The organism is Streptococcus mitis, assembly GCF_946190065.1.
In the GTDB taxonomy this organism is placed as follows: domain Bacteria; phylum Bacillota; class Bacilli; order Lactobacillales; family Streptococcaceae; genus Streptococcus; species Streptococcus mitis_DE.
Genome location: NZ_CAMHZD010000022.1, coordinates 1 through 16,862, shown reverse-complemented (window position 1 = coordinate 16,862; position 16,862 = coordinate 1). Strand labels below are relative to the sequence as shown.

Here is a 16,862-nt window from a genome sequence, read left to right as displayed (position 1 = left end):
CAAGATTATAAGTGAAGGAGTATGATATGAAGAAGTGGTGGAAAGAGCTGATAGACAAGCCTTTAGTAAAAGCTTTTTTACATTATTATCAAGCATCAGATAGTGAGTTGACCAGTGTCGCAGTAGCCTACTATTGGTTGATTTCGATTTTTCCCCTGCTTTTGGTGGTGGTCAATATCCTCCCTTATTTTCAGATTCCAGTTTCTAATTTTTTGAAGGTTGTTAATGAATTCTTGCCCGATACCATGTATGATGTGGTTGCAAAGATTATTACAGAGGTGCTAACCCAACCTTCAACAGGCTTATTGAGTTTTGCGGTTTTGTCAGCCCTCTGGACCTTTTCAAAATCCATGAACTTTCTGCAGAAAGCCTTTAATAAAGCTTACGGAGTAGCAAAAAATCGTGGAATGATTTCCCATCAGCTCATGAGTTTGTTTGTCAGTTTTGGTCTGCAGATTCTCTTTGCCTTAGCTCTTTTTCTGAGTGTCTTTGGTCGCATGCTTCTCAACCTTGTCAAAAGCTATTGGAAATCGGATGGTCCTCTCTTTGATTATCTGCAAGACCTGACAGGCCCCTTGGTCTATGCCTTGATTTTTGCTATCTTGATCATGCTTTATTATTTTCTGCCCAATGTCAAGGTGCGACGGATTCAACATGTATTACCAGGTAGTGCCTTTGTCTTGTTGACTCTGGCCTTACTGCTCAATATCTTTTCAGTCTATGTCAACAATTATGTCAATCACCTAGTGGACGTCCGTTTGTTCAGTTCCGTCGTCGTGGTGGTCATGATGTTCTGGTTTATTCTCATCGCTAAGATTTTGATTGTCGGCGCGGTGATTAATGCCAGTGTTCAGAGTTTGAAAGATTCGAGCTTGGGAAAAGACTAACACCTTCTTTATCCATAACAAAACGCATACTATCAAGGTTTTATTGCCTGATAATATGCGTTTTTTCATTATGAAATTAATAGATAAACATGGCATCGCCAAAACTAAAGAAGCGGTAGTGTTCTTGGATGGCATGGTGGTAGGCATCTAAGACTAATTCGCGACCTGCAAAGGCAGAAACCAACATGACCAGAGTTGATTTTGGCAGGTGGAAGTTGGTTGAGAAGGCATCTACGACCTTCCATTCATAGCCGGGTTTGATAAAGATATTGGTCCAGCCAGAATCTGCTTGGATTTGCCCATCAAACTTGGAACCAATAGTCTCCAAGGTGCGGATAGAAGTGGTTCCGACAGCGATGACACGGCCTCCATTTTCCTTGACAGAGCGAAGGGTGGCAGCAGCTTCCTCAGAAAGCTGGTAGAATTCTGAGTGCATTTCGTGTTCGTCCAGATTGTCAACTGAAACAGGTCTAAAGGTTCCGAGTCCGACATGAAGAGTTAGATAGACTAGATGAACACCCTTAGCTTGGATTTCTGCCAGCAGTTCTTTGGTGAAATGAAGACCAGCAGTAGGTGCTGCAGCAGAGCCACTTTCCTTGGCGTAAACAGTTTGATAACGTTCACGGTCATCCAATTTTTCGTGGATATAAGGTGGTAATGGCATTTCTCCCAGACTTTCTAAGACTTCTAGGAAAATTCCTTGGTATTCAAAGCGGACAATGCGGCCCCCGTGAGTCAATTCTTCCGTAACAACAGCGCTGAGACGGCCATCACCAAATCTAACACGAGTCCCGACCTTGAGGCGTTTGGCAGGTTTAGCCAGAACTTCCCACTCATCTCCACTAGTGTTTTTGAGCAGGAGAAGCTCTACATGACCTCCAGTTTCTTCCTTTTGACCATAGAGTCGGGCAGGAAGAACTCGGGTGTCGTTCATAACAAGAGCATCGCCAGGTTCCAGCATATCAATAATAGAGTGGAAGTGCTTATCCTGCATTTCTCCGGTCTCACGGTTGACAATGAGGAGTTTAGAGGCGTCCCGTTTTTCAAGAGGTGTTTGGGCAATTAATTCCTCGGGTAAGTGGAAATCAAAATCAGCTGTATTCATATATCTGTTCATTCTTTCTAAGTTCTAATCTTATCCATTATAACATGTTTCAAGTATAGTCGCTCTTTTTTTAGAAATTAAATCGTTTTCACTTGACAAAAATTGGTCTATACCATATAATAAATATAGATTGAAACGGAGGATAAAAAGATGAAAGTTATTAAAGTGGAAAACCAAATCGAAGGTGGAAAAGTTGCTTTTGAGATTTTGAAGGAAAAATTGGCCAATGGAGCTCAAACCCTAGGACTTGCGACAGGAAGTAGCCCACTTGAATTTTACAAGGAAATTGTTGAAAGTGACCTTGATTTTTCAAATCTAACCAGTGTCAACCTTGATGAGTATGTAGGACTTGATGGAGATAATCCACAGTCTTATCGTTACTTCATGCAAGAAAACTTGTTTAACCAAAAACCATTTAAAGAAAGTTTCTTACCTCGTGGTGTTAAGGACAATGCTGAAGCTGAAGTTGAACGCTACAACCAAATTTTGGCTGACCATCCAGTTGACCTGCAAATCTTAGGAATTGGTCGCAATGGACATATCGGCTTTAATGAGCCTGGTACTCCATTTAACAGTCAAACACATCTAGTAGAACTTGACCAGTCTACTATCGAAGCCAATGCTCGCTTCTTTGATAAGATTGAAGATGTTCCAACCCAAGCCATTTCAATGGGGATTAAAAATATCTTGGATGCCAAGTCAATCCTTCTCTTTGCTTACGGTGAGTCGAAAGCAGAAGCCATTGCAGGAACAGTGTCTGGCCCAGTGACTGAGAACCTACCAGCAAGTGGCCTCCAAAATCACCCTGATGTGACCATCATTGCAGATGCAGAAGCGCTCAGCCTACTTGAAAAATAAAAAACGAAACCCTTCAGTTTCTTCTATCTGAGTGCTTTAAACTCTTGTATAAATGGAAGAAAAAATCAAAATTAAACCGGATTTTTTCTTGACAATTATTACTTTTACGTGTAAAATAGAATAGATCTTGAACTTGAAGGGAGTGAAAAAAATGTCTAAAACAGTAGTACGTAAGAATGAATCTCTTGACGACGCACTTCGTCGTTTCAAACGTGCGGTTACTAAAGCTGGTACTCTTCAAGAAACACGCAAACGTGAATTCTATGAAAAACCTTCTGTAAAACGTAAACGTAAATCAGAAGCAGCTCGTAAACGTAAAAAATTCTAATTAGAAATGAAAGGCTGGAGAAATCTAGTCTTTTTTCTTTTAATACTCTTCGAAAATCAAATTCAAACCATGTCAACGTCGCCTTGCCGTATATATGTTACTGACTTCGTCAGTTTCATCTACAACCTCAAAACAGTGTTTTGAGCAACCTGCGGCTAGTTTCCTAGTTTGCTCTTTGATTTTCATTGAGTATAAATAAATACTTCAAAGCCTGCAAAAATCTGAAACTTCTAAGGACAATTTGATATAATAGTAAAAAGAACTCGATTGAAGGAGGAAATGATGTCGGTTTTAGTAAAAGAAGTGATTGAAAAGCTTAGACTAGACATTGTCTATGGCGAACCAGAATTACTTGAAAAGGAAATTAATACCGCGGACATTACGCGACCTGGTCTTGAAATGACGGGCTATTTTGACTATTATACGCCTGAGCGAATCCAGCTCTTGGGAATGAAGGAGTGGTCCTATCTCGTTTCGATGTCCTCTCACAACCGTTACCAAGTCTTGAAAAAAATGTTTCTACCTGAGACACCTGCGGTTATTGTTGCTCGTGGTTTGGTGGTTCCTGAGGAGATGCTAAAGGCAGCTAGAGAATGTAAGATTGCTATTTTAACTAGCCGTACGGCGACCAGTCGATTGTCTGGAGAGTTATCTAGCTATTTGGATTCTCGTTTGGCAGAACGTACCAGTGTGCACGGTGTCTTGATGGATATCTATGGTATGGGTGTCTTGATTCAGGGCGATAGTGGAATTGGTAAAAGTGAGACAGGTCTAGAGCTTGTCAAACGTGGTCACCGCTTGGTAGCAGATGATCGCGTAGACATCTTTGCCAAGGACGAGATTACCCTTTGGGGTGAACCGGCTGAAATCTTGAGACACCTGATTGAAATTCGTGGGGTTGGGATTATCGATGTTATGAGCCTCTACGGTGCGAGTGCCGTCAAGGATTCTTCACAAGTCCAGTTGGCTGTTTATTTGGAAAATTACGATACACATAAAACTTTTGATCGTCTTGGAAACAATGCAGAGGAACTTGAAATTTCTGGCGTATCTATTCCTCGTATTCGTATTCCAGTTAAAACAGGTCGTAATATTTCTGTTGTGATTGAGGCTGCTGCCATGAATTATCGTGCCAAGGAAATGGGCTTTGATGCGACTCGTTTGTTCGAAGAACGCTTGACCAATCTTATTGCTCAAAACGAGGTGCCTAATGCTTGATCCAATTGCTATTCATCTAGGCCCTCTAGCCATTCGTTGGTATGCCTTGTGTATTGTGACAGGCTTGATTCTTGCGGTTTATTTGACCATGAAAGAAGCACCTAGAAAGAAGATCATACCAGACGATATTTTAGATTTCATCCTGATAGCTTTTCCTTTGGCTATTTTAGGAGCACGTCTCTATTATGTTATTTTCCGTTTTGATTACTATAGTCAGAACTTGGGAGAAATTTTTGCCATTTGGAATGGTGGTTTGGCTATTTACGGTGGTTTGATAACTGGGGCTATTGTACTCTATATCTTTGCTGATCGTAAGCTCATCAATACTTGGGATTTTCTAGACATTGCGGCGCCTAGCGTCATGATTGCTCAAAGTTTAGGTCGCTGGGGTAATTTCTTTAACCAAGAAGCTTATGGTGCAGCAGTGGATAATCTGGATTATCTACCTGGTTTTATCCGTGACCAGATGTATATTGAGGGGAGCTACCGTCAACCGACCTTCCTTTATGAGTCTCTATGGAATCTACTTGGATTTACTTTAATTTTGATATTCAGACGAAAATGGAAGAGTCTCAGACGAGGTCATATCACTGCCTTTTACTTGATTTGGTATGGTTTCGGTCGTATGGTCATCGAAGGCATGCGGACAGATAGTCTCATGTTCTTTGGTCTTCGAGTGTCTCAATGGCTTTCAGTTGTTCTTATCGGACTGGGTATTTTTATCATTCTATATCAAAATCGAAAGAAGGCCCCTTACTATATTACAGAGGAGGAAAACTAAATGTTAGAAGTTGCATATATTCTTGTAGCCCTTGCTTTGATTGTATTTTTAGTGTATTTAATCATTACTGTACAAAAGCTTGGACGTGTTATCGATGAAACAGAGAAGACGATTAAAACCTTGACTTCAGATGTGGATGTGACCTTGCATCATACCAATGAATTGCTGGCTAAGGTCAATGTCTTGGCAGATGATATCAATGTCAAGGTGGCAACGATTGATCCACTCTTTAGTGCAGTGGCAGATTTATCTCTATCTGTTTCAGACCTCAATGACCATGCGCGTGTCTTGAGCAAGAAAGCTTCTTCAGCTGGTTCAAAAACACTTAAGACTGGTGCAAGTTTGTCAGCTCTTCGTGTAGCAAGTAAATTTTTCAAAAAATAAAAAAGGAGAATTCTTATGGGTAAACTATCCTCAATCCTTTTAGGAACCGTTTCAGGTGCAGCTCTCGCCTTGTTTTTAACAAGCGACAAGGGCAAACAAGTTTGCAGTCAGGCTCAAGATTTTCTAGATGATTTGAGAGAAGATCCTGAGTATGCCAAGGAGCAGGTCTGTGGAAAACTGACAGAAGTCAAGGAGCAGGCTACAGATTTTGTTCTTAAAACCAAAGAACAGGTTGAGTCAGGTGAAATCACTGTGGACAGTGTCCTTGCTCAAGCCAAATCATGTGCTCGTCAAGCGACAGAAGCATCAAAAGATCGATTCAATAATCTCAAGGAGCAATGGCAAGAAAAGGCCGAAACTCTTGATGAATCAGAAGAGATTGTTATTGATATCAAAGAAGAAAAAATCTAGATTTGACGAGACTGGGCAAAAACTCAATTCTAGGAAAAAATGAAGTAAATCTTCTCACAATAAAACACATAGTATCAAGTTTTTTCAATACTTGATACTATGTGTTTTTTGATTTTAAAGGCTTTTTGACAAACCTTTTTTAAAACATATGAGTGTTATGAATTTTTATGGTATAATGGCAGTGTTAGAAGTGAAATATTTACATTTTTTTATATTTTACTGATATTTTAGTAATATTAAGCAATCCATTTTCTATGATTAGAAATCAATGCGATAGTTTAGGACAAAGTAGAGGAAAAGCTCTAAAATTTTAGTCAAGAAACGGTTTAGTATTTTGTCAATGTAAAATATTAGAATCCTCTATTTTGTAAAAAAATAGTTAGAAAGAAAGTTGGTAAAATGAAAGATATTTTTAATAAACGTCAACGTTTTTCGATTCGAAAGTTTTCTGTTGGAGTGGCTTCGGTATTAATAGGAATTACCCTGTTTACACCATCTCAGGGAGTACTGGCTTCTACGGAAAATAATTTGGCAACAGAGATAGGAGTTAATTCTGAAAGGGAGAATTCGACCCCTACTGTGGAGAAAAAACAAGAGGCTCAAAATTCACCAGAAAATCGAGATGATATCTCCAGTCCAGCCCCAAAAGATACTCCAATAATATCTACAAGAACTACAGAACTTGAGACATCTGGGGATAAAGAAAATAATAGCTTGACCACAAGGGCTTCCGTGGCGGGTGAAGACAGGTCAAGCACTCCAGCGGTGAGAGCAACATCAAATCCTTCCGAGGTTAAAAAGTATGAATTAACTGATGAGTATGCTAAGCAAATAAAAGCAGGAGTAATCGGTTCAGAAGGCAATAAGCTTGATAGTTTGTTATTAAACGGCCCTCAGTTAAGTCCAGAAGCCTATACAGATGATGATTACTTGAAGGATAAAGAAGAACTTTATATTTATGAAAAAGGCGGGAAAAAATATGTAGGCTATAATAGTCATCCCTTACTAGAAGATACTGATGGTGATGGTATTATTGACAGTAAAGAAAAGCCAGATGAAAAATTAAAATGGAATGTCAGTGAACGCGATATGATTATGTTCATGGAATTGTCTTACCGTGATGATAATTATATTGATAGAGTGCTGGATAATAAGAAACCCTTAGCAGAATCAGAGTTATATAAAAAGAATGGTGATAGGAAGCCGCGTTATGAGTATATGATGATGAATAAGGAGTTGGGGCCTTATTGGGAAAGGAAAAAAAGTTATCATACCTCCAGTGGACTAGATGCTGTCTTGTATGAAACTAAGAGTGATTTCTTATATTTACCAAATGGAACTGCACAAGTATTAGCCTTTCGTGGAACAAGTGATGCGAAAGATATAGGAGCTGATATAAGACTTGGAACAGGAAGTAATCCTCAGCAAGGGAAAGATGCAGAAGATATCATGCGTGAACTAGCCAAAGATAAGAGTATTACCAATCTTTATTTGACAGGCCATTCTTTAGGAGGATATTTAGTACAACGGGCAATGGTTGAAGCCTATCAGTTGGCATATTCTGACAGCAGAGTTATGTCTCCTAAAGAACAGCGGGCTTATAGAAACTTTTATAATAATGTATTAAAAAAAGGAACAACATTCAATGCTCCAAAAGTTGTGACAAGTTTTATTTCTGGCCGTGAATTTTGGCAAAAAGGTTTAGATAGCAAAAAAATAGCTAAGTCAGGGAAATTGACTCATTATATTGTTGATAATGATTCGACGATAAGAAAAGGAGTCAGTAATGATAGTGATGTTGTTATAAATGTTGGACGAACAAGCGGTGGTCATAGTTCACGTTCTTATTTTGAAAATGATATGATTAATAGACGACCAGAGTTTATATCTGGGAAACGAATTTCCTTGGATGGGACAGGTTATCAGGATAAAAAAATTACAACAAGTAAATCTGTAGAAAAAGTTGGAGAAACTGCTGTATATAGTAAGCGCGGAGATGACATCATTAAGTCAACAACTGTTAGTATGAAAAATCCTGATACAGGACAGATTACTAAAAATACGCTTGATGAAGTGTTCAAGAAAGATGGTGCTAAATCTAAGGTTGTGGTTACGCCACTTGAGCCAAGTATTCGTTATGAAAAAGACGCGACAAAAGCTAAAGGTGAAGCAAAAATCACAGTAGCTGGTACTCCAGGCACTAGAACAGTAACTACCACTTATACTGTGAATCCGACAGATGGTAACCTCATTCCACATGAAGGAAAACCAGTTATTAAACCTTCAAATCCTACGGTGGTCAAGGTCCCAGCTAAAGATGAGGTCGAATATCTCAAAGAAGGCGATGATGTGGTTAAGAAGACTACAACTTACTCGGTCAATGCAAGTACAGGTTCTCTGACTCCAACAGAGAAAAAGGAAGTGTTCAAGAAAGATGGTGCTAAATCTAAGGTTGTGGTTACGCCACTTGAGCCAAGTGTTCGTTATGAAAAAGACTCCACAAAAGTCAAAAGTGAAGCCAAAATTACAGTAGCTGGTACTCCAGGTACTAGAACAGTAACTACAACATATACAGTCAATCCGACAGACGGCAGCCTCATTCCACATGAAGAACCGGCAGTAGTAGTTCCATCAAAACCGACAGTGGTCAAAGTCCCATCTAAAGATGAGGTTGAATACCTTAAAGAAGGCGATAATGTTGTTAAGAAGACAACCACTTACGAAGTGAATGCAAGTACAGGTGCTCTTACTACTACAGTAAGGAAAGATATTGCCAGTCCAAATGGCATCAAATCCAAAGTCGTAACCAAAATAATTCCGGTAACAACACGGTATGAAGCAGATAAAACCAAAGATGTAGGAACTAATACGGTTACTAATAACGGATCTGAAGGTAAGATAGTAACAACAACATCAACACTTGTTAATGAAACTAACGGTACAGTAACGGATGGGACACCGGTTGTTAGTAGAACAGAAATGGTACCAAAAGTCGTTAAAGTTGGTGCCAAAGACAAAATAGTAGAAACACCAATTGAACCAGAAGTGGAATACATTAAAGATGTTGAAAAAGACTTCGGTACACCAGATCAGCGTACTGAGGGTGAAAAAGGTAAAGCAGTTACTACAACCACTTACGATGTAGATCCAAAGGACGGTCATATCACAGAATACCTTGGTAATCCAGTCGTCACCCCGGCAGGTAAGACAATCGTTAAAGTAGGAGCAAAAACTAAGGTTGAACGCTCTAAAGATCCTGAAGGTCGTGAAGTTATCAACACTACAACTTATGAAGTTGATCCAAAAACGGGTAAGGTAACTCCTATAACAGTTCGAACTGATGGGAAATCGAAAGAAGCAAAAGTAGAGTTAGAACAAGATCCTAAGACAGGTGATGATACAGCAACACCGAAGAAACAAGATGGCTCAATATACGCACCAGGAACTAAGGTAGAAGTCCCAGACGAAGATGGTAAAGGTAAAGTACCAAATAGTGATCTACCAGATGTAGAAAAACCAGGTACAGGTACGATTACTGAGCCAGGTAAACCATCTTTGGAAGTTCCTAATGTAACAATGTTTGAAAATGGTGTATTACCGGATTCAATTGAATTGCCAGAGATAATGATTGAGGTTCGTTGGATTGGTGAAGATGGAAATGTATTGAAACCATCCCTTAAGACAGGCAATGAAAAGGATGCGGAACATGGATCAATTTCAGGATATGAATTTGTACGAACTGTGATTGATGAAAATGAACCAGTAATGACTCACATTTTCAGAAAAGCAAGTGGAAGTACAAATCCAAATACAATTCCAGCAACTCTACCTAAAGTAACAATTTTTGAAAATGGTGTATTACCAGATTCAATTGAGTTGCCAGAGCTAATGATTGAGGTTCGATGGATTGATGAAGATGGAAATGTATTGAAACCATCCGTTAAGACAGGCAATGAAAAGGATTCGGAACATGGATCAATTTCAGGATATGAATTTGTACGAACTGTGATTGATGAAAATGAACCAGTAATGACCCACATTTTCAGAAAAGCAAGTGGAAGTACAAATCCAAATACAATTCCAGTAAACCCAGTCACACCTGATACTAATGGAAATACTGGTCCCGATACATCTGCGCTAACAACTCCAATTCCAGATTCAGTTACTCCGAATGCAAAACATGAAAATACTACAGATACTATTGATAGCGGAGCTAAGTCAAATGAATTTCAAAATGTACTACCAAATACAGGAACGGAATCAAATGCGACTCTTGCCTCTCTAGGACTTCTTGGACTATTGAGTGGATTTGGACTTGTAGTTCGCAAGAAAAAAGAAGACTAAAAATTTAGTCAAAAGATGAACTGTTCATTGTTAAGTGGACAATGAAATATTCAACAACGGCCTTGTTCCTCATTTTAAGAGGTACAAGGCCGTTGTTGTATTTTTTGAAAAGTAGATTCTATGGTATGTTGAAATAAGATGTGAATAAATCGATTAGGTAAGAAGACTAATTTCTAGAAATATTTTAGTGGTTCCGATATACTATTCTAGTTTCAATCTGCTATAGATGAGTCATCTGTTACCATTAAATTTTCTAGATGATTATTTTTTACTATTAAAAATGACGATGAATTATCGTAGTTACAGATTTATTTTAAAGCTAGAGATTTGATTATGTTAATACATATAACATAATAACATTTTATAAATAATTAAATATTTTATCCCTTGTTTTATGTAATAAATCGGTTTTGACTTGTTTAAATATATTAAAAATGGTATAATCGAGCTGTGATAGCTGTGATAGCTGTGATGTCATCGCAATAGCAGTCGTCATAGTGGTTTTTATAACTTGTTTCTTTGTAGAAATTAGAGTTATAAAGATTGCTTTTTCTATATTATATTTGCATTAATCCTAGGAGGGAAAATGGAACATAAACAGAATTCATTAAGTAGGGTAAAGCGTCACCAAAGCGAAAAGGTTTTGCGCTTTTCTATTCGTAAATATAGCTTTGGTGCGGCTTCAGTTGCTGTTGCAGCGCTGATGTTTTTGGGTGCGCGCGTTGCGAGTGCGGATAGTGTAAGCGAAAATACTACACCATCTGCTGCGGGCGTAGTAAACCCTAAAGATGAGCCCAAGTCGCCTCAAGAGAGTACAGGCGCTGCTGAAAACAAAGTAGATGCAGGAAACAAATCTCTGGAAAATCAAGCACCTGCAGTTGCTACAAATAGAGCTAACGCAGGTGATAAAGCCAAGTTAAGAAAAGTAGTTGAAGAATTAAATTCTCTTCTTTCAACTAAATTAAACCTTGACGATTCAGTAGTCTCACCTGTTAAAGACAGACTTCAAAAAGGAAAAGAGGCTCTAGAAAATTCTGAGCTAGCTCAAAAGGATATTGATGAGCTTGTAGAACTCTTGTCTAAAGATGTGACAGTGGTATCAGCTGCTAAGGAATCAACTGGGGTTCAAGTAGATAAAACTGAGAAGCAGGCTGAAAAACCAGCGAGCCAACCTTCTTCTGAAGTAAGTGCAAGCGAAGAGAGTCAAACTGTATCAGCTAAAAAAGATGCTTTGAAAGTATCTGTAGATCAATTGCAGGCAGCTGTTTTGGAATTGCCTGAGCATGAGACTAGCAAAGAAGTTCTTGAAAAAGCCAATGAACTCTTGGGATTAGCCCAAGGGGTTATTCAGAATACAACGATTTCTCCTAACGATATTGAAGATTTAACAAAGCGTGTGAAGAGAACGTTTAATTCTGTCAAAATAGCGGCTTTGCGTCTAACTTCAGGTAAGAATGATCCACGTAATGGTCAAAGTATGGGTCAAGGTACTCAATTTAGAGCAAATGGTGAAATCAATTCTGGAGCCTTAGCGAATATCAAATATTTTGCTTCTGTTGACCCTAAAGATAACAACGGTAGTTACACAAGAAATAATGATCCTGAGTTGACTAGAGATCACACAGATATCAAAGCCTACTATATGCAAGATAGTGAAGGTAAATGGATTGTTTATGATGTCTTCTTCAATAACAACGGAAGAAAGATAACTGATAAATCTTATCAAGAACACTATTACTTCCAAGCTCCATTTAATATCATGGATCTAAATGGGAATGGAACTTATAAATCTAATACAATAAAAGATCTAAAATTTACACGTTATCGTAATACTGGAGGTAGCAGACTTTCAGATGGTTTCCAAGGATTTGAACAATATGGAAATACAGCTATAATTTCAAAGCCATGGGAGCAACAATACCATATTTTCAATGCTGATAGAGATACGTTTTATGATCCAAACGCAGGGGTAACTCGTAATGGTCAAAGATGGGATGTATTTAAAAATAACCAAAATGACCCTACTCTAAATGAACTTCCTAAAAATAAAAATGGTGCTTATCCAGGACTATCATATTATCTAGGGGTAGATGTCAGAAGAGAAAGTACTGACTATGCAATGCATATGCATGTTAAGATTAAACTAAGAGATAATGTGACTACTGAAGAAGCAGCTCGATATGGTCGTGTTTATGCGGCAACAGTAGCAAAAGCACCTACAGCTAATCGTTCTTATATTATGGGAGCAGCAGGAACTCGTTTAACAACAAAAACTGATGCACAATTATCTCCTATCCAAGGTAGCACACATAACAAAACAGTGGGAGATACACTTCCAAACCCAGATAATCCAGTAAGTGCTAAATATATTACTCCTAAAAATGGTGGAGAGTTTCCAGGTGGAATGACTTGGAGTTGGAAAAATAATATTAAACCAAGTACAGCCGAAGCCGGAGTGTTCAAATATACTGCTGTGGCTACTTATCAAGATGGTTCAAAATCAGATGCTGCAAACTCAGGTTCAGACGGAACAGTTACATTAAACGTTAAACCGAAACAACCTATTATTACAACAAGCGTTGCCAATAAAAAAGGCGAAACGAATCAACAAATTACTGTAAATGTTGGAAGTGGAGTGCCAAAAGGTTCGACAGTTAAGATTTATGATGGAAATACAGTTATCGGAACTGGAACAACTAATGGAGAAACTGCGACAGTTACAGTTAAAGGAGCTCTACCAGGAAACCCTATTACAGCTGAAACAGTAGTTACTAATACTAATGGAACAGTAACTTCTGATAAAAGTAAACCTGTTACTCCAACCCCTAAACCAGACACACAACCTCCTACCTTGACTGTTACACCAGCAGAACAAACTGTAAAAGTTGGTGAGAAAATATTATTTAATGTAAATGGACAAGATGATACTAAGGTGAATTTAGACTTTACAGATATAGCTACAAAATATGCTAATCATCTATTTACGCAACAAACGAACTATTCAGTAAATACTGACAAACAAAAGACACTATCTATTGATCTTGGAGCGGCAAAGGAATCTGATATTGGAGAAAAAACAGTTACCTTTAAGGCGACTGATGACGCTGGTCACGAAGTTGTTAAGACAGTAAAAGTAAAAGTTGTACCAGCCACTAAAGAAAATGAAAAACACAATCCAACAGCAGAAACTCTTGTAGTTGGAATCAAACAAGAATTAACAGATGAAGCAATTAAAGCAAAAGTTAAAAATTATCCAAGTAATGCGACCTTAACTGTTAAACAAAAACCTGATACAGATACAACAGGTAACAAAACAGCTACAGTTATTGTGACTTACTCTGATAAATCAACAGATGAAGTAACAGTTCCAGTAGTGGTTCGTGATACAACGCCACCAAAAATCTATTGGGCTAAAGACGATGGTAGCAAAGTGGAGTTAGGAAAAACTCATGAACAAGGACAAAATATAGTTATTCCACTATACCGTGGTGATGAAGTGAATACACGTCTTATCACTACAGATGATAGTGGAAAAGTGACGAATTTCAAAGCGGAAAACTTACAAAGTGGATTTAACTTTACACCTGTCAGTGGTACGGCAACAGAAGGTTCGCCATTAGGACAAAGTGTAACAGGAACAGTTGGTTTAGGAGTTGGGAAAGGTAAGTATACTGCCCGTGCAATTTCAACAGACGGAACTAACACCACAACAGGATTCTTTGTTTTTGATGTACATGAACAGGCAGAAAAGTATACTCCAGCAGCAAATACGCTGACTGTACCATTTAACCATACCATCACAGATGATGAGGTTAAAGGAAAAGTCATTGCTAAACCTGGTACGCCAGCCTTCCCAGCCGGAACTATCTTTGAAGTAGTTTCAAAACCTGAAACCAATACTACAGGAACAGATAAAAAAGCAGTCGTAAAAATCACATATCCAGATAAATCAACTGAGAATATTGATGTCCCTGTCCATGTAGGGAAAGACTTAGCTAGTCAGCATCCACTGGAAGGTCAGACAGTAACTGTTACAGTTGGAGATTCACTAGTAACATGGAAGGACCATGTAGATTCTAACTACTACACTAATGCACCAAAAGGACGTGGAAATGGGGTAGAATGGGGTTGGAAAGGGACAACGCCTAAAGCTGTTCGAGATACAGCAGGTGTCTTTAAGTATACAGCAACAGCAACTCATCCAGATAAATCAGTAGCAGAATCTGATCCGCAAGTAACCGTTATTGTTAAACCAAAAGCTCCAACGATTGAGACGGATCTAACTGGTAAGGCAGAACTGCCTAACACAGCAGTTGTTGTAAATGTTCATGACGGGGTAAAAGATGGCTCTATTGTAACACTTTATTCTCAGGATGGACGTGTAATTGGTAGAGGTACTGTGGCTAATGGAAAAGCGACAGTTACAGGAACAATTCCAAAAGGAAATATTACAGCAAAAACAACTGTTCAAACACCTGGTGAACAAGATGTCACATCTGATCCTAGTCCAGAGAAAGTAGCGACAACTAATAAAGCAGCTCTTTATCCTATCAAAGGTAAAACGGTGACTGTCACAGTTGGAGATTCGCTAAGAAACTGGAAGGGGAATGTGGACGGTAATTACTATACAGACGCAGGACCTAATGGTAAAGGAATTGGAGTTGAGTGGGGCTGGGAAGGGACAACGCCGAAAGTTGTTCAAGATACAGCAGGTGTCTTTAAGTACACAGCAACAGCAACTCATACAGATAACACAGTAGCCAAATCTAATCCGCAAGTAACAATCATTGTTAAGCCAAAAGCTCCAACGATTGAAACAGATTTAACAGGTAAGTCTAATAAAGAAAATGTTCCAGTAACTGTTTCTGTTGGAGGGGGAGTTAAAGATGGTTCAATCGTAACTCTTTATGGTCCAGATGGAACAACTGTTATTGGTACAGGAACTGTAACAAATGGAAAAGCAACAGTAATCATCCCAGGTAAGGTTCCAGTAGGAAATATTACAGCTAAAACAACTGTTCAAACACCAGGAGAAGATAATGTTGTGTCAGAACCAAGCCCAATTAAGGAGGCAACAAATATTGTTCCAACAGCCAAAACTCAAACAGTTGGGCTTAAGGTGCAACCGAATGCTAAGAACAGTATTGGTAATAATGGTGACCTTCCAAATGGTACAAATTACACATGGAAAACGACACCAGACACTTCTACATCAGGAGACAAGCCAGGTGTTGTAACTGTTACCTATCCAGATGGTTCTACTATCGATGTTCCAGTAACCGTTAAGGTGACTCAAGTATCTGATGATTACACACCAAAATACAATGATGGCCATGGAAAACCAGGAACTGAGGTAGAAATACCATTAAAAGAAGAGAACGGTAAGAAAATTCCAGAGGGATCAACATTCGAAAGCGATCAACCAGGAGTCATCACAGTAGATAGAAATGGCAAAGTAACAGTAACAATCCCAGACGGAGCAAACCCAGGGGATAAGATTACAGGTAAGGTTACAGTAACATACCCAGATGGATCGAAAGACGAAGTGCCAGTAAAAGTAACGGTAACTAATCGAGATAAAGATGATTACACACCGAAATACAACGATGGTCATGGAAAACCAGGAACTGAGGTAGAAATACCATTAAAAGAAGAGAACGGTAAGAAAATTCCAGGAGGAACAACATTTGAAAGTGATCAACCAGGAGTCATCTCAGTAGATAAAGATGGAAAAGTAACAGTAACGATCCCAGAAGGAGCAAATCCAGGAGATAAGATTACAGGTAAGATTACAGTAACATATCCAGATGGATCAAAAGACGAAGTACCAGTAAAAGTAACGGTAACTAGTCGAGATAAAGATGATTACACACCGAAATACGATGATGGAAATGGAAAACCGGGAACTAAAGTAGAAATACCATTAACAGAAGAGAACGGTAAGAAAATTCCATCAGGAACAACCTTCGAAAGCGATCAACCAGGAGTCATCTCAGTAGATAACGATGGAAAAGTCACAGTAACAATCCCAGACGGAGCAAACCCAGGAGATAAGATTACAGGTAAGGTTACAGTAACATACCCAGATGGATCGAAAGATGAAGTACCAGTCAATGTAACAGTGGTAGAAAAAGATAAAGGTATCTACACACCGAAATACAATGATGGAAATGGTAAACCAGGAACTAAGGTAGAAATACCATTAACAGAAGAGAACGGTAAGAAAATTCCATCAGGAACAACCTTCGAAAGCGACCAACCAGGAGTCATCACAGTAGATAACGATGGAAAAGTCACAGTAACAATCCCAGACGGAGCAAAACCAGGAGATAAGATTACAGGTAAGGTTACAGTAACATATCCAGATGGATCGAAAGATGAAGTACCAGTCAATGTAACAGTGGTAGAAAAAGATAAAGGTGTCTACACACCGAAATACAATGATGGAAATGGCAAACCAGGAACTAAGGTAGAAATACCATTAACAGAAGAGAACGGTAAGAAAATTCCATCAGGAACAACCTTCGAAAGCGATCAACCAGGAGT

10 protein-coding genes are annotated in these 16,862 nt (G+C 38.7%); 9 read left to right on the top strand and 1 reads right to left on the bottom strand.

Annotated elements, in window-relative coordinates:
* Nucleotides 1–26 precede the first annotated feature (26 nt).
* Nucleotides 27–887 (top strand): YihY/virulence factor BrkB family protein, encoded by an 861-nt coding sequence (locus OCF96_RS09020; RefSeq protein WP_261446965.1) that lies wholly within the window; start codon nucleotides 27–29, stop codon nucleotides 885–887.
* A gap of 76 nt (nucleotides 888–963) precedes the next feature.
* Here the strand turns inward: OCF96_RS09020 and queA are convergent, their stop codons facing one another.
* Nucleotides 964–1,992 (bottom strand): tRNA preQ1(34) S-adenosylmethionine ribosyltransferase-isomerase QueA, encoded by a 1,029-nt coding sequence (queA, locus tag OCF96_RS09015; protein ID WP_261446964.1) that lies wholly within the window; start codon nucleotides 1,990–1,992, stop codon nucleotides 964–966.
* Nucleotides 1,993–2,142: 150 nt separating this feature from the next.
* On the opposite strand from queA, the gene OCF96_RS09010 reads away from it, so the two are divergent.
* From OCF96_RS09010 to OCF96_RS08975, 8 genes are all read left to right on the top strand, one after another.
* Entirely contained in the window at nucleotides 2,143–2,850 is a 708-nt protein-coding gene (locus OCF96_RS09010; RefSeq protein ID WP_261446963.1) for a glucosamine-6-phosphate deaminase, read from the top strand.
* Between the two features lie 151 nt (nucleotides 2,851–3,001).
* The gene (gene rpsU / locus OCF96_RS09005; RefSeq protein WP_000048054.1) at nucleotides 3,002–3,178 is read left to right on the top strand and encodes a 30S ribosomal protein S21; all 177 of its coding nucleotides are present in this window, start codon (nucleotides 3,002–3,004) and stop codon (nucleotides 3,176–3,178) included.
* A gap of 282 nt (nucleotides 3,179–3,460) precedes the next feature.
* The gene (hprK, locus tag OCF96_RS09000) at nucleotides 3,461–4,396 is read left to right on the top strand and encodes an HPr(Ser) kinase/phosphatase (protein WP_000115157.1); all 936 of its coding nucleotides are present in this window, start codon (nucleotides 3,461–3,463) and stop codon (nucleotides 4,394–4,396) included.
* Nucleotides 4,389–5,177, top strand: coding sequence for a prolipoprotein diacylglyceryl transferase (gene lgt, locus OCF96_RS08995; RefSeq protein WP_261446962.1), 789 nt, complete (start codon nucleotides 4,389–4,391; stop codon nucleotides 5,175–5,177). Before hprK ends, lgt begins: the two co-directional genes overlap by 8 nt.
* Nucleotides 5,178–5,561, top strand: a complete 384-nt coding sequence (locus OCF96_RS08990; RefSeq protein WP_000895044.1) for a DUF948 domain-containing protein — start codon at nucleotides 5,178–5,180, stop codon at nucleotides 5,559–5,561. It abuts the gene before it with no gap.
* 15 nt (nucleotides 5,562–5,576) lie between these two features.
* Entirely contained in the window at nucleotides 5,577–5,972 is a 396-nt protein-coding gene (locus OCF96_RS08985) for a YtxH domain-containing protein (RefSeq protein WP_261446961.1), read from the top strand.
* A gap of 399 nt (nucleotides 5,973–6,371) precedes the next feature.
* Nucleotides 6,372–10,316, top strand: a complete 3,945-nt coding sequence (locus tag OCF96_RS08980; protein WP_261446960.1) for a YSIRK-type signal peptide-containing protein — start codon at nucleotides 6,372–6,374, stop codon at nucleotides 10,314–10,316.
* A gap of 586 nt (nucleotides 10,317–10,902) precedes the next feature.
* Nucleotides 10,903–16,862, top strand: a 5,960-nt coding sequence (locus OCF96_RS08975; RefSeq protein WP_261446959.1) for a YPDG domain-containing protein, incomplete at its 3' end; no start/stop codon positions are given.